At 62.3% G+C, this 13,450-nt stretch carries 13 protein-coding genes; 7 read left to right on the top strand and 6 right to left on the bottom strand.

Annotated elements, in window-relative coordinates; translation table 11 throughout:
* The first annotated feature begins 110 nt into the window (after positions 1–110).
* Complete coding sequence (gene mntP / locus DXT77_RS21705; RefSeq protein WP_119429096.1) at positions 111–674, top strand: manganese efflux pump MntP; 564 nt, start codon at positions 111–113, stop codon at positions 672–674.
* A gap of 15 nt (positions 675–689) precedes the next feature.
* Here the strand turns inward: mntP and DXT77_RS21710 are convergent, their stop codons facing one another.
* From DXT77_RS21710 to DXT77_RS21720, 3 genes are read right to left on the bottom strand one after another with little or no spacing between them, the layout of a single operon-like run.
* Positions 690–2,036 (bottom strand): MFS transporter, encoded by a 1,347-nt coding sequence (locus tag DXT77_RS21710; protein WP_119429097.1) that lies wholly within the window; start codon positions 2,034–2,036, stop codon positions 690–692.
* Positions 2,037–2,086: 50 nt separating this feature from the next.
* Positions 2,087–3,160: a C45 family peptidase gene (locus DXT77_RS21715; RefSeq protein WP_119429098.1), complete on the bottom strand. Its 1,074-nt coding sequence runs from the start codon at positions 3,158–3,160 to the stop codon at positions 2,087–2,089.
* A gap of 41 nt (positions 3,161–3,201) precedes the next feature.
* A complete protein-coding gene (locus DXT77_RS21720; protein ID WP_119429099.1) occupies positions 3,202–4,929 on the bottom strand; it encodes an amidohydrolase in 1,728 nt (575 codons plus the stop codon).
* 105 nt (positions 4,930–5,034) lie between these two features.
* Here DXT77_RS21720 and DXT77_RS21725 point away from each other — a divergent pair, with 105 nt between their 5' ends.
* Both DXT77_RS21725 and DXT77_RS21730 read left to right on the top strand, forming a co-directional pair.
* Positions 5,035–5,940 (top strand): LysR family transcriptional regulator, encoded by a 906-nt coding sequence (locus DXT77_RS21725; RefSeq protein ID WP_096821669.1) that lies wholly within the window; start codon positions 5,035–5,037, stop codon positions 5,938–5,940.
* An 82-nt stretch (positions 5,941–6,022) separates the two neighbouring features.
* Positions 6,023–6,997, top strand: coding sequence for an AraC family transcriptional regulator (locus DXT77_RS21730; RefSeq protein ID WP_119429100.1), 975 nt, complete (start codon positions 6,023–6,025; stop codon positions 6,995–6,997).
* 29 nt (positions 6,998–7,026) lie between these two features.
* Here DXT77_RS21730 and DXT77_RS21735 read toward each other — a convergent pair whose 3' ends face one another.
* Positions 7,027–8,937: a tyrosine-protein phosphatase gene (locus tag DXT77_RS21735; RefSeq protein WP_119429101.1), complete on the bottom strand. Its 1,911-nt coding sequence runs from the start codon at positions 8,935–8,937 to the stop codon at positions 7,027–7,029.
* Positions 8,938–9,151: 214 nt separating this feature from the next.
* On the opposite strand from DXT77_RS21735, the gene DXT77_RS21740 reads away from it, so the two are divergent.
* From DXT77_RS21740 to DXT77_RS21755, 4 genes are all read left to right on the top strand, one after another.
* Positions 9,152–9,436, top strand: coding sequence for a DUF4880 domain-containing protein (locus DXT77_RS21740; protein ID WP_119429102.1), 285 nt, complete (start codon positions 9,152–9,154; stop codon positions 9,434–9,436).
* A gap of 113 nt (positions 9,437–9,549) precedes the next feature.
* A complete protein-coding gene (locus tag DXT77_RS21745; RefSeq protein WP_119429103.1) occupies positions 9,550–10,044 on the top strand; it encodes a PaaI family thioesterase in 495 nt (164 codons plus the stop codon).
* 23 nt (positions 10,045–10,067) lie between these two features.
* Positions 10,068–10,475 (top strand): RidA family protein, encoded by a 408-nt coding sequence (locus DXT77_RS21750; protein WP_119429104.1) that lies wholly within the window; start codon positions 10,068–10,070, stop codon positions 10,473–10,475.
* A 32-nt stretch (positions 10,476–10,507) separates the two neighbouring features.
* A complete protein-coding gene (locus tag DXT77_RS21755) occupies positions 10,508–11,170 on the top strand; it encodes a glutathione S-transferase family protein (RefSeq protein ID WP_119429105.1) in 663 nt (220 codons plus the stop codon).
* A 9-nt stretch (positions 11,171–11,179) separates the two neighbouring features.
* Here DXT77_RS21755 and DXT77_RS21760 read toward each other — a convergent pair whose 3' ends face one another.
* Positions 11,180–12,298 (bottom strand): agmatine/peptidylarginine deiminase, encoded by a 1,119-nt coding sequence (locus tag DXT77_RS21760; protein WP_119429106.1) that lies wholly within the window; start codon positions 12,296–12,298, stop codon positions 11,180–11,182.
* Between the two features lie 48 nt (positions 12,299–12,346).
* The gene (locus DXT77_RS21765; protein ID WP_119429107.1) at positions 12,347–13,450 is read right to left on the bottom strand and encodes an extracellular solute-binding protein; all 1,104 of its coding nucleotides are present in this window, start codon (positions 13,448–13,450) and stop codon (positions 12,347–12,349) included.

The raw sequence follows: 13,450 nt of genomic DNA on the forward strand, positions 1-13,450 counted from the left end.
CATGCCGTGGTGCGAACACCTTCGGGTTGGTGAGACCGACGACACATCCATGCCGAAAGTCGGGCGTGTGGTTGTGTCGTTGACTCATGGCCCGACTGGAAGTATTGCCCGTGAATCCTGTTTCCCTGATCTTCCTCGCACTCGCCATGTCCACGGATGCCTTCGCGGCCGCCATCGGCAAGGGCTCCAGCCTGCACAAACCACGCCTGACCGAAGCCCTGCGCACCGGTCTGATCTTTGGTGTCATCGAAGCGATCACCCCGGTCATCGGCTGGTTCATCGGCCAGGCCGCCACCCGCTGGGTGGAAAGCTGGGACCACTGGATCGCCTTCACCCTGCTCGTCGCTTTGGGCCTGCACATGATCTACAACGGCCTCAAGCATGAGGAAGCCGAAGAAGAAAAACCCGGTCAGCACTCGTTTTTCATTCTTGCGGTCACCGCCGTGGCCACCAGCATCGACGCCCTGGCCGTCGGCGTCGGCCTGGCATTCGTCGATGTGAACATCTGGGTGGCCGCTGGCGCCATCGGCCTGGCGACCATGACCATGGTCACCATTGGCGTGATGCTGGGTCGGGTGCTCGGCACCGTGGTCGGCAAGCGTGCGGAAATCGTCGGTGGCGTGGTGCTGATGATCGTCGGTGCGACGATTCTCTACGAACACCTTTCGGCGTGACCCTGAATGCCGGTGTCAGGGTGTTTGCAAACGCCCCGGCACCGGCGCAGAGCTCGACGCGCCGCCCGATGGCGCGTCGATTTCCTCCAGGCTCAAATGCGCGGTTTCCTTGAGAAAGAACGAGCAGACCGCCACGATCCCCAGCGCCACCGCCCCGTAAACCGCAACGCCAAACGCATTGTGGTTGTTGGCAATCAGAATGGCCGTGGCCGCACTCGATGCCGTCCCGCCACCCAACGCGGCACCGATCTGGTACGCCGCCGACATCCCCGAATAACGCATGTCCCGTGGGAACTGCTCGGCCAGGAACGCCGGGATCGGCCCCTGCGTTGCGCCCATGAACGCACCGATCACGATGTAGGCGAACGTCGATACCAACAGGCTTTTCAGCCCCACCAACGGGAAAAACACGAAGAACCCGGCTGCCATGATGAATGCCCCGAGGATCATCACCTTGCGCCGGCCAATACGGTCGGAGAGCAAGGCAAACAGCGGCGCAGTGATGACAATGGCAACCGATAAAGCGATGTCGAAAATCAATGCATCGGTGCTGCCGTAACCCAGTTGTGTGGCGTAGGACAGAAAGAACGTGCTGCCGATGTAGGCGATGGTCACGTAGCCAAACGCGATGCCGGTGCACAGCAACATGGCCCGAGGTCGCGCACGCAACGCTTCGATCAACGGCATGCGCCCGTGTCCCTTCGACTCGCCCAGCGACTGCGCCGGTTTCTGCAACCGCGCATACAGCCCGATCAGCACCAGCACACCGCCCAGCCAGAACGGAATGCGCCAGGCAAAACCGGCAAGATCATCGTTCGCCGCCACGCTGACCACGGCAAACACGGCTGAGCCGAGAATCCCGCCAATGCCGATGCCCATGCTGGTGAAACTGCCCCACAACCCTCGACGCCCCACGGGCGCCGATTCGATGCCGAACAGCGCGGCCCCGCCCCACTCGCCCCCGGCGGCAAATCCCTGTACCAGCCGCAACAGCACCAGTAACGCCGGCGCGCCTGCGCCGATTGTTGCGTAGCCCGGCAAGCAACCGATCAGGAAGGTGCTGAGGCCCATCAACAACAGCGTGATAACGAGCATTTTCTGCCGGCCGAGTTTGTCGCCGTAGTGCCCGAACACCATGCCGCCCAACGGTCGGGCGAAGAACCCCGCGCCGAACGCGCCAAAGGCTACAAGCGTCGCGGTGAGCGAATCCATCTGCGGAAAAAACACCTTGGGAAACACCAGCGCGGCGGCGGTTCCGTATATCACGAAGTCATAAAACTCCAGGGCGGTGCCCATGCCGGAGACGAAGAAGGTTCTCAGCGCCGACGGTGAACCCGCCGTGCGTGCAGGGTGACTGGCCATGTGGGGGTGCTCCTCTTGTTGTTGTTTTTCGGGGCGTTGCTGCAAGGGTTTCAGAAGCGCTGGTAACCGTTGCGGGCCAGCTGTTTCGGGTTGCCGGCGGCGAATTCGAGCACGCATTGTTCAGTGTCGATGCCGATGGTCAGCAAGGTTTCCCAGCGCTCGGTGGCCGGCATGCTCAGGTCGGGATGGAAGCAGATCGGCGCCTCTTCGCCGGCCGCGCCGCACATGGCATCGGCCCGGCGCACGAGGTCGCCTTCGGTCATGCCGTTCAGCAAGGCGTTGACGTGATCGATGCGCGCGTAGGTGGTCGAGGCGTCCGGTGTGCGTTCGCCAGCGCTCAGGTTTGGGTCGAGGAAGTGGTTGGTGTGGGTGATCCAGCCTTCGGCGTCCGGCAGCACCACGGCGGTGGCGGCAGGCGACATCTCGATGCTGCAGGCGCGGACTTTCGAGTCTTCGCGAGCGAACACCGTCAGCACCGTGGACGCACTGACCCGTGCCGAACGCGCCAGTTCGATGGCCTCATCGACACTGCGCGCCTGCTCCAGAATCCGCCGCGCAATCGCATGCACCGGCACCCCGCCGCTGCCGTTGTCGCTGGCATGGTGAAGGATGTTGAAGTGCAGCCCGAGGCCTGCGCTGTTGACGCCGATCTTGCCGAGCATGCCGAATTCGGTGAACAGCTTGACGGTCATCCCGGCGTCGGTGGTCAGTTGCAGGATCAGGCCGTTGGGCACCAGCGTGTCGTGCCAGTCCCAGGTCTGGATGGTTTTCGGCGCCTGCGGGCCATGGGGCGCGAACACGGCGGTCGAGCATTCGCCTTCATTCGAGGGCATCACCGCGAGGATTTCGGTGCGGGCGTTGAGGGCCGCGAGTTGCCACAGCGGCAGATCCGCGCCTTCGGCCATGGCGACGATTTCCTCGGCCAGTGCCGGGCTCCAGTTTTCCAGGGCTTTCAGGCTGGCTTCACCGATGGCGCGCACTTGCTGTGGCGGGATATCGAGCTGATTAAAGAAGTCGAGGTACAGCGCAACGGTCTGGCGAATCTGCGCGCTGAAGGCATCACCGATCTGGTGCCCACGGGTTTGCGGGTTACGGGTGTCGGTGACGAAGCAATGAAGGTTCACGAAAGGTTTTCCTTTTTTTGGCGTTGTAATCGGAGTGCGGCTTACGGCTGGCGGCGATAGATTTCGCGGCCGGCGAAGAAGGTGTTGAGCACCTGGGTGTCGCGCAGGGCTTCCGGGGCGACCGTGAACACATCGCGGTCGAGCACGATCAGGTCGGCCTGCTTGCCGGGCTTGAGCGAGCCGATGCTGTCTTCCAGGCGCAGGACCTTGGCGGCATTGAGGGTGTAGGCCTGGAACATGACCTGGCGATCGATGTCTTCGGCGGCGTTGAGCACGCCTTTCGGGCCCTTGCGGCTGACGGCCTGGTAAATGGCTTTCCACGGTTCCGGCGTGGTGATCGGCCAGTCGCTGGCGCCGGCGATGGTGGCGCCCTGCTTGAGCAGCGAGCGCGCCGGATAGGTGTACATGAAGGCCATGGCGCTGACGTAGGGCTTGACCAGATCCATGCTCGATTCATCGGCGCTGGCCCAGTACATCTGCATCGAGGCAATGACATTCAGTGCCTTGAACCGGGCGAATTCTTTCGGGTTGACCATTTGCAGGTGAGTGATGGAATGGGCGATGCCGCTCTGGCGATCCTTGCGCGCCTGCTCGATGCCATTGAGTGATTCGCGCACCGCGCGGTCGCCGATGGCGTGGATGTGCACCAGCCAGCCACGGGCGTCGGCGGCGCTGACCAGTTCGCCAAAGTGCGCCGGATCGATCAGCAGCTCGCCGGACTTTTTCGAGTTCTTGTACGGTTCCAGCATCGCCGCACTCTGCGCGGGCGATTCGGCCACGCCGTCGGCGAACACCTTGATCCCCGGCAGCGTCAGGTTGTGCACGCCGAGGAACTGCCGGCGGACCTTGTCCAGTTCATCGAGATCCGCTGGGGTGGCCTTCGAATCCGCCATCAGCAACGCAGCGACGTGGGCGGTGAGTTCGCCGTTTTCCGAAAGCGTCTTGTACGTCGGCAGCACACCCAGCGAGTCGTTTTTCACGTCGGCCCCGGGCAGTTCGTTGGCCAGCGGGTCCATCCACCCGGTGATGCCCAGACTCTTGTAGTAATCCAGCGCGGCGCGACCGCCCGCCAGCAGCGCTTCATCGCTCGGCGGCGGCAACAGGGCCTGAACGGGATAGAGCCCGGCGTCCACCATAAAACCATTCGGCTGCCCGTCCGGGTGATGACCGAGGGTGTCTTTCTCTTCGGGTTTGAGCGCCTGGATGCGCGCCGCATCGATGCCGGCGCGTTTGAGCATCGCCTGATTGGCCCAGCCGGTGTGCAGGTCCCAACCCAGCAGCAACAACGGCTGATCGGCCCACTCGCCCTGATTGAAACGCTGCTCCAGCGCGTCGGTCTGGTTCCAGTAAGTCGAGGGCAATCCGCCGACGCTGAGGAATTCGCCGCGCCGGGCCTTGCCGTCCTCGCGCCATTGGCGCAAGCGCGATTCCAGTTCATCGAGCGGCAGCATCTGCCCGTCGAGATTGGCCTGCAGCATCTGCAAACCACCCTTGAGGGTGTGGGAGTGAGAGTCGATGAAACCGGGCATCACCACTTTGCCGCCCAGGTCGATCAGCCGGGTATCGGCAGTCTTCAGGCGCAGCACCTGCGCATCCGAGCCGACCGCCACCACTTTGTCGCCCTCGATGGCGATGGCCTGCTGCAACGGCTGGCCGGGTTCGGCGGTGTAGATTTTCGCGTTGTGCAGGATCAGGTCGGTGGCCGCCAGACTTTCCAGCGAGGCACAGGCCAGTGCGGACGACACCATCAGGGTCAGAAGCTGCTTCATGAGCATTCTCGTTATTTTTGTTAGGCTGAGGCCAGATTAGCCAAGCCCGCCGGATAACTGAATGCCGTCTCACGCACAACTTCTGTGCCCATCAGGAATAGATCAATGGACAAAATGAGCGCCCTGACCATGTTCGTCGCCACCGCCGAGCACGGTAATTTCAGCCGTGCCGCCGAGGTGCTCGGCAACACGCCGTCGGCCCTGACCAAAGCCGTGGCGCAACTGGAAGAAGAACTCGGCAGCCGCTTGTTCGACCGCACGACCCGGCGCATGGCGCTGACCGAGGCCGGGCGGATCTATCTGGAAGGCGCGCGTCAGGCACTGTTGCAACTGCAACTGGCCAGCGAAGGTGTCGAACAGCTCAAGCACGAATTGCGCGGCGAATTGCGCATCATCGCCCCGCCCTCCTTCGCCCCGGCCTTTCTCAATCAGGTGTGTTGCCGCTTTCTGAACGAGCACCCGCAGGTGAATCTGGAAGTGGATCTGAGCGACAACTACGACGACCCGGTCGATGGCAGCTACGACCTGGCGCTGCGTGACGGGCCGATCGATCTGCCGGGAGTCATCGCCCAGCCGCTGGTGGAAAACCGCGTGCAGCTCTGCGCCAGCCCGGCCTATCTGGCGCGCAAGGGCAGCGATGTGTCGCTGGACAACTATCACCAGCACGACTGGCTGATCTTTCGTCACCCGCTGCTCAACCGGCATTTCTGGTGGGTCAAACAGGGCGAGCGACGCCTGCGCATGACCCAGCCGACCCCGCGCATCGCCAGTGACAATTACGATTTCCTGCTGGCCTGCCTGCTCGACGGCCAGGGCCTGCAATTCCTCCCGCAGTGGAGCGCCGCGCCGTATCTCGCCCGGGGCGAACTGGTGGAGTTGATGCCCGAATACTGGCGTGAACCCAGCGCTTTCGGCCCGTGGATCTATGTGCTGTATCAGGCCCATCGGCGCAATACGCGCAAGGTCAAGGTGTTCATCGATTTCCTGAAGGCGCATTGGCAAGCGGCGTAATCCGTTTGTGTCATGTCGCTGTCATTCTCGGTTGCTAACGTCCTCGCGCCTCTTTGCCCCGACTGCCAAGGTGACCTTCCCGGTGTACTCAAGCCCGACGCGCCAGACCATCATTCTCAGATCCGCCGACATGTCCTGCGATGACTTCGGCGCTTTGTTTTCCCGCATGTTCGGCAATCGTTATGGCGATACACCGCCGCCGCCCAAGGACATCATCATCGGCGGTGTCTACGGGCGGCACGACGGGGTCAGTTTCCGCCGCATGCATTACCGGGGTGATTTCACCGTGGCGTTCCCCGAGCCCTACGATGAAATCACCTTCGTGATCCCCACCGCCGGCAAGATCATTTTCAACGACTCGACCGAATCGCTCGGCATGCCGCACATCGGACTGGCCATCGACAAGGCGGATCTGCGCTCGATGCGCTTCGTCGACAATCACGCCCAGCACGGCATGTCGATCAGCCGCGCGGCGCTCACCGAACGCCTGTCGTCACTGCTGGGCCGACCGATCGTGCACAAGCTGCATTTCGAGCCGAGGGTGGATCTGAACAGCCCGGCGTTTCAGGGCATTCGCGCATTGATCGATCTGGCCACCGGCACAGAATTCGACCTGTTGTTGAACGCCGGTTCGCTGATGCCATCGCGGCTGCGGGAGATGCTGGTGGACGCGGTGCTGGAAGCCTGGCCGCACAATTTCAGCGAAGCCTTGCGCCGGCCTGAGGCGCAGATCGCACCTCGACATGTTAAACAGGCCATCGAATACATTCAGGCGCATCCCGAGCAACTGGTCAGCGGGACGGATCTGGCGGGGCTGGTGAACGTCAGCCTGCGGGCCTTGCAGGAAGGCTTCCGGCGGTTCGTCGGCACATCGATCGTCGCGTATCAGCGCCAGGTCAGGCTGGAGCGTGCCTGCGAAGCGTTGAAGCGAGGCCCATCGTCATCGGTGACCGACGTGGCCCTGCAATACGGATTCAGCAACGTCGGCCGGTTCTGCCAGTACTTCCAGGACGCTTACGGCGTGAGCCCCGCAGAAATGCGAAAAGGACTGCGCTGAGGCAGTCCTTTTTCTTCACCTTTGGTTGATCAGAACTGATAACTGGCCTTGAGCCCGCCGCTGAAACCGTGGCTGTCGCCGCCACCGCTGGCACCGACTTCGGCACCCAGGCTCAAGGCACCGAGGTTGGCCATCAGGTTGACGCCGCCGCTGAACTGATCGCGGTTGTCGAACGCCGCGCGCTGTTCGATATCCAGCCCCAGCAGATGGCCTTCGCTGTCGACCTGATGATCGCCGAGCACACGCTCGTAGCCGACCCGCACACCCGGCACCAGTTGCCACGCGCCCATCGGCATCGGAGCAAACGAGACGTCAAGATTGGCCACCGCACTGCGGCGGGTTTGCTGGATGTCGTCGACATCGAGGGCCAGTTCGCTGCCCTTTTCCTGGAAGCCCGACAGGTCCAGACGACTGACCCGCACGCCGAAGCTCGGCTCCAGAACCATATCGTTCATTGGCAGGCGATAACCCAGCGCCAGCGTGGCACCACTGAGATTGCCGTGGGTGTCGCCCTTCGCCGAACCGAGGCCGCCACCGAGGTCGCGCTTGCTGTCGTAATCGACGTAACCGGCGCTGAGGCTGGCATCGGCAAACAGGCCACGCTCCAGGCTGGTGAAGCCATAACGGGCACCCAGATTGAGGAAGGTGAAGTTGGTATCAGCCTCGCCCCCCGCCCCGCCGACGGTGCCTTTGCTGTAACCGATCCCGCCCCGCGCGCTGAGTTGCTCGGAGAAGCGCTGGGTAACGCCGACCATCAGGCCCTGGCTGTGTTCGTTGCTGCTTTGCGCATGGGCCGAACCGTCGGTGCCGAGGTAACCGGCAAGCGCGGTGCTCCACAAACGGTATTGGCCGACCTTGAGGTCGGTGCCGCTGGCGAATGGCGCGGCGGCCTGTTCGATCATTGCGTTCTGCCGCAGCAGGTAACTGGCCGCATCGGCGTGCACCTGACCGCCAACCGTAGACTCGACGCCGCCAAGAGTGCCGGCGTCGATGGCCGATTGCAGGTAGTAGTTGTAGGCGCTGTAGGTGCCCGACAGCTTGCTGTTCTGCAACTCCTGCAACAGTTGCGCGCCAGCAGCGGCGTTGCCGATCAGCCCGGCCTGACCCGGCAGGCTGTTGTACTCGACCATTTTGCCGCGCAACACGTAAATGGTTTCCTGGGACAGACCCAGGCCCTGTTTGAGGTAGTTGTCCATGCTGCCGTATTGCGCGGTCACCTGGTCCAGGCCCGCTTGCAGGTAACTCGCCTCCACACCCAGCAGCGGCGCGTAAACCGCGGCCATGCTCGGCGGCATCATCGCCAACGTCTTGGCCACACGGGCGGCGGTGTAGTCGTTGGTCGCCAGGTAATTGCTCATGATCGTCGCGTTGTCGACCCCGGCAATACTTTGCAGCACGGCGGCGGTCCAGCCGGTGCGGTCCTTGCCGGCGGTGCAATGGAACAGCGCGGCGCCGTCGACGCCGGCCAGTTCGTTGAACAGCACGCCCAGCTGACCGCGCATGCCGGCGTCGCTGACAAAGGCGCGGTTGGTCTCCTGCATCATCGCAATCGCATCGGCCGCGCTCTTGAACGAGACCGTGGTGATGTTAGCGCCCGAGGTGGTGGCGCCGATGATGTCGATGTTCTGGTAGGTCGCGCCGCTGATCATGGTGTCCGGCGTGGCCGCGATTTCGCTGGGGGTGCGCAGGTCAAAAACCGCCTTGATCCCCAGACCGTTGAGGGTCGCGAGATCCGACGCCGTCGGCGTCAGCGCGTTGGATCGGTAGAACACACCGGCGCGCATCGTGCCGTCATGGGTCGTGGAGTAGGCCGTGGTGATGCCGGCGACATCGCGGAAGTTGTCGATGCCCTGCAGGCGCGGGGTATCAAGGTCGGCCGCGTGGGCGGCGGCAATGGACAGACTCAACACGGACAGCGAACACAGAAGACGTGGAAACACGATGCAGCCTCATTGGAAACCGGTTGGGCTGCCCACTATCTACAACGAAATGTGACTGAATATGGCAAAACTTCGAAAAGCGGAAATGGCGGCGCGATCTGTCCGGCGGGCGCGCATTCTGTCCGTCAGGCAGGCTAAATCCCTGCCGAACTTTGACGTTTTTTTTGCAAGAGGCAGGGTAAAGTGCCCTCTCCGGCCATCCTGGAAGCAGTCAATGAACCTCCAAAGCCCTCAAGACGCCGACGATGAAATCCTCAATCAGGCGGCGCACTGGTGCCTGCGCCTGCAAGACGAATCCTGCACACCTGACGAACGCCAGGCTTTCCAGCAATGGATTCAGAGCAGTCCGCGCCACGCCTTCGAGTACGCGAAGATGCTTGAGGTCTGGGAGTTGAGCGATCAATTGCCCGACGAGCACGACCAGTCGAAAAAACGCAAAGCCACGACGCTGCCCTGCAGCTTCGAAGAGTTTCAACGCAACCTGGCGCAGCGTAACTAGCATCAGGCCGGGATCGACTTATCAGCAGACGGCGTCACTCGGGGCAACGCCTTGTCCTTGATTCGGGGTTAGAATCCGCCCGGTTCGGCTAACAGTTTAAGGATGACCCCGGCATGTCCCCTCTCGACACCTCCCTGCAAGACACCGCCGCCCCCGACGGCGTCTGCTTCGGCTGCGGCAGCAGCAACCCGCACGGCTTGCACATAAAGAGTTTCTGGCACGAGGACGGCGTGCACGTCATGGCCGAGCATGTGCCCGAGGCCAAATACTGCGGCTGGCCGGAGCTGGTCTACGGCGGTTTGATCGCGATGCTGGTGGACTGCCACTCCAACTGGACGGCGATGGCTTACCACTACCGCGCCGAAGGCCGTGAAGCCGAAAGCCTGCCGCGTATCAACTGCGTCACCGGCAACCTCGGCATCAAGTTCATCAAGCCGACGCCCATGGGCGTGCCGCTGACGTTGAAGGCAAAAGTCGAAGGCGAAGTCGGGCGCAAGAGCCGGGTGATCTGCGAGGTCTACGCCGGGGATGTGCTGACGGCGGTGGGTGATTCGGTGTTTGTGCGGGTGGATACCGAACAGTTGGCGGCGAATGCCCACGGCCGCTGAAATGCAACGCTGAAGGAAACACCATGCCTGATCGCAAAATCATCATCCCCGAATCCATGAAACCCATCGTCGAACGCGCCGGTTACGCTCCGGCGGTTCTGGTCGGCGACACGCTTTACTGTGCCGGCCAGGTGGGCAGGACAGCAGATTTGAAAGTCATCGAAGACCCCGAGCAGCAATTCATCCGTGCCTGGGAAAACCTCGACGAAGTGCTGAGGGCCGGCGGTTGCACCTTCGAAGACGTGGTGGAGATGACCACCTATCACGTCGACATGAGCCAGCACATGCCGGTGTTTCGTGAAGTGAAGAACCGCGTGTTCCCCAAAGGCTTCTGCGCCTGGACCTGCGTCGGCGTCAGCGAACTGGCCCATCCGGGGCTGCTGGTGGAAATCAAATGCGTGGCCGTGCGCAGGCAGGCTATACCTGTGTAGTGTTTTTCACTATCACCGCGAGGCGTTGAACCATGGACTTGACCCTCTATTACCATCCGTTGTCATCCTACTGCCACAAAGCCCTGATTGCCCTGTACGAACACGGTGTCGCCTTCGAAAAACGCCTGATCGACCTGTCCAGCGAAGCCGAACGGGCCGAGTTGCAGGCGCTGTGGCCATTGGTCAAATTTCCGGTACTGCAAGACCGCGCCCGCCAGCGCAATGTGCCGGAGTCGAGCGTGATCATCGAATACGTGGACCGCTATCACGCTGGAGCGGGCCGCTTGATCCCCGACGATTGGGACACAGCGCTGCAGGTTCGACTCTGGGACCGTTTCTTCGACAACTACGTGATGACGCCGATGTCGCAGATCGTCGCCGACCGTATCCACAGCAGAAACGCCGACCTGAGCAGCCAGCGCACGTTGCTGAACACCGCCTACGACATACTGGAAAACCAGTTGGCGACCCACCCGTGGATCGCCAGCCCGGACTACAGCATGGCCGATTGCTCCGCCAGCCCGGCGCTGTTTTACGCCAGCACACTGGTGCCATTTGGCGCCGACCGCCCTCGCCTCAGCGCTTATTTCGAGCGGCTGGTGCAGCGCCCGTCTTTCAGCCAGGTGATCGACGAAGCCAGACCCTGGTTTGACTTCTATCCCTTTGCCGAAGCGCTTCCCCAACGGTTTCGCTGAGGAACGGCCTCACGCCGGCTGGTGACTGGTCACGCAGTGAATCCCGCCACCACCGGCGGCGATGGCGTCGATGTTGATCTGCACCACATCGCGGTTTGGGTAGAGCTGTTTCAGCAGGTCGAAGGCCTTCTTGTCGGCGTCCTTGTCGCCAAATTCCGGGGCGATGACCGCGCCGTTGATGACGAAGTAGTTGATGTAACCGGCCGCGAAGTCGTCATTGTTCTTGTTGAATTTGGTCTTGCGCGGCTTCAGCGGTGGCGACACGGTGTGGATCTGCAACGGACGACCGTCGGCGTCGGTGGCCTTTTTCAGGATCTCCAGGTGCGCCAGCGTGACCTTGTTGTCGTAGGATTTCGGGTCGGTGTCGAGGTTGGCGATCACTACGCCGGGCTTGACGAAGCGCGCGTAGAAATCGACGTGGGCATCGGTGATGTCCTTGTCCTTGATGCCCGGCAGCCAGATGATCTTGCGCAGACCCAGGCGTGCCTTCAGTTCCGCCTCGACGTCGGCCTTGCTCCAGCCGGGGTTGCGGTTGGCGTTGACCCAGCAGCTTTCGGTCATGATCCCGGTGCCGTGGCCATCGACTTCGATACCGCCGCCCTCGCCCACCAGTTCGCTGCGGATGTAGGTCGCTTGTGCGTCTTGCGCCACTCGTTGGGCGATTTTCGCGTCTTTGGAGTGCTGCTGCTTGTTGCCCCAGCCACTGAAGTTGAAGTCCACCGCGCCGAGACCACTTTTGTCATCGATGACGAAGTTGGCGCTGATGTCGCGCATCCAGATGTCGTCGAGATTGGCGATCTGGTAGGTGATGTTGGACGTGCCGCAAATCTCTTCGGCCAGGCTGCGTTCGCTGCTACGGCAGTAGATGGTCAGCGGTTCGTAACGGGAGATGGCGCGGGCGATGCGGCCCAGGGCTTCCTGGACGTCTTCGGTGAAATCTTCCCAGATCGCGTCCTGCGCACCGAAGGCCATGTAGGCGCGTTCGTGTTTGTCGCCCTCGTCGGGCATGAACCAGCGACCTTCGCTGGCCGCCAGCACCCGCGCCGGGGACAGGCCGAGGCCCATGACGGCAGCGCCGACGCCGGCGACGACTGAAACCTGTTTGATGAACTCGCGACGAGTGGGCATGTGTACGTTCCTGATGTGTAAGGGGGCCGCCGGAGCGGCCCGGAAAAATCACTTTGCAGTGGCGGTCTTGAACTTGGTCCAGGTGCGCATGCGGGCACGCATGTCGGCCTGGGGAATATCCTTGCCCGGTATCAGACGAGCATAGGTCGCTTCGTCGAGGTAGATGTCCGGGTTGTTGCGCATCGCCTCGTCCACGTTTGGCCGGGCCTTGGCGTTGGAGGTCGGGTAACCGGTGAAATTGCTGATCGCGGCCATGTTCTCCGGGCGCATCACGAAGTTGATGAACGCGTAGGCGTATTCCGGATGCTTGGCATCGACCGGAATGGCCATGGTGTCCATCCACACCGTGGTGCCCTCTCGGGGTACGCGGTACTGGAAGCGAGTCTTCTTGCCGGCGCTGTCCGAGGTGCGCTGGGCCTGGGTCATATCGCCGCTGTAACCGAGGGACAGGCACAGGTTGCCGTTGACCAGATCGGTCACCGGTTGCGACTGGAACTTGCGGATGTACGGCCGCAGCTTCATCAGCAGATCACTGGCCGCTGCCAGGTCCGCAGGCTTGGCGCTGCGCGGATCACGGCCCAGGTAATTGAGCACCACGGCCAGCACTTCGTCCGGTGAATCGATCATCGAAATCCCGCAATCGGCGAATTTCGCCGCCAGTTCCGGCTTGAACAGCATGTCGAGGCTGTTGACCGGCGCATCGGCCATGCGCTGTTTGATCTGCTCGGCGTTGTAGGTCAGGCCGATGGTGCCCCAGGTGTACGGCACCGTGGCCTTGTTCGAATGCTCGTAATGGCTGCGCAGTTTTTGCAGGCCCGGTTCGATGTCGTTCATCGCCGTGACTTTCGAGGGATCCAGCGGCAACAGGCTGCCGGCGCGCATCAGCCGTTCGGCCACAGTGTCGCCGGGGAAGATCAGGTCGTAGCCACTGCCCCCGGAGAGCATCTTGGCTTCCAGGGTTTCGCTGCCATCCATCACGTCGTAGATCACCTTGATCCCGGTTTCGGCGGTGAACTTGCTCAAGGTGTCTTCGGCGAAATAGTCCGCCCAGTTGTACAGCCGCAGGGTCTTGTCTTCGGCGTGTACGGCCGGCATCAAACCGGCCAGCGCCAGACCCAGAGCGCCCAGCAACCACTTGTGTGAGGTATGCAT

Origin of the sequence: Pseudomonas sp. 91RF (assembly GCF_003576265.1) — a bacterium.
GTDB classification, from domain to species: Bacteria; Pseudomonadota; Gammaproteobacteria; order Pseudomonadales; family Pseudomonadaceae; genus Aquipseudomonas; species Aquipseudomonas kribbensis.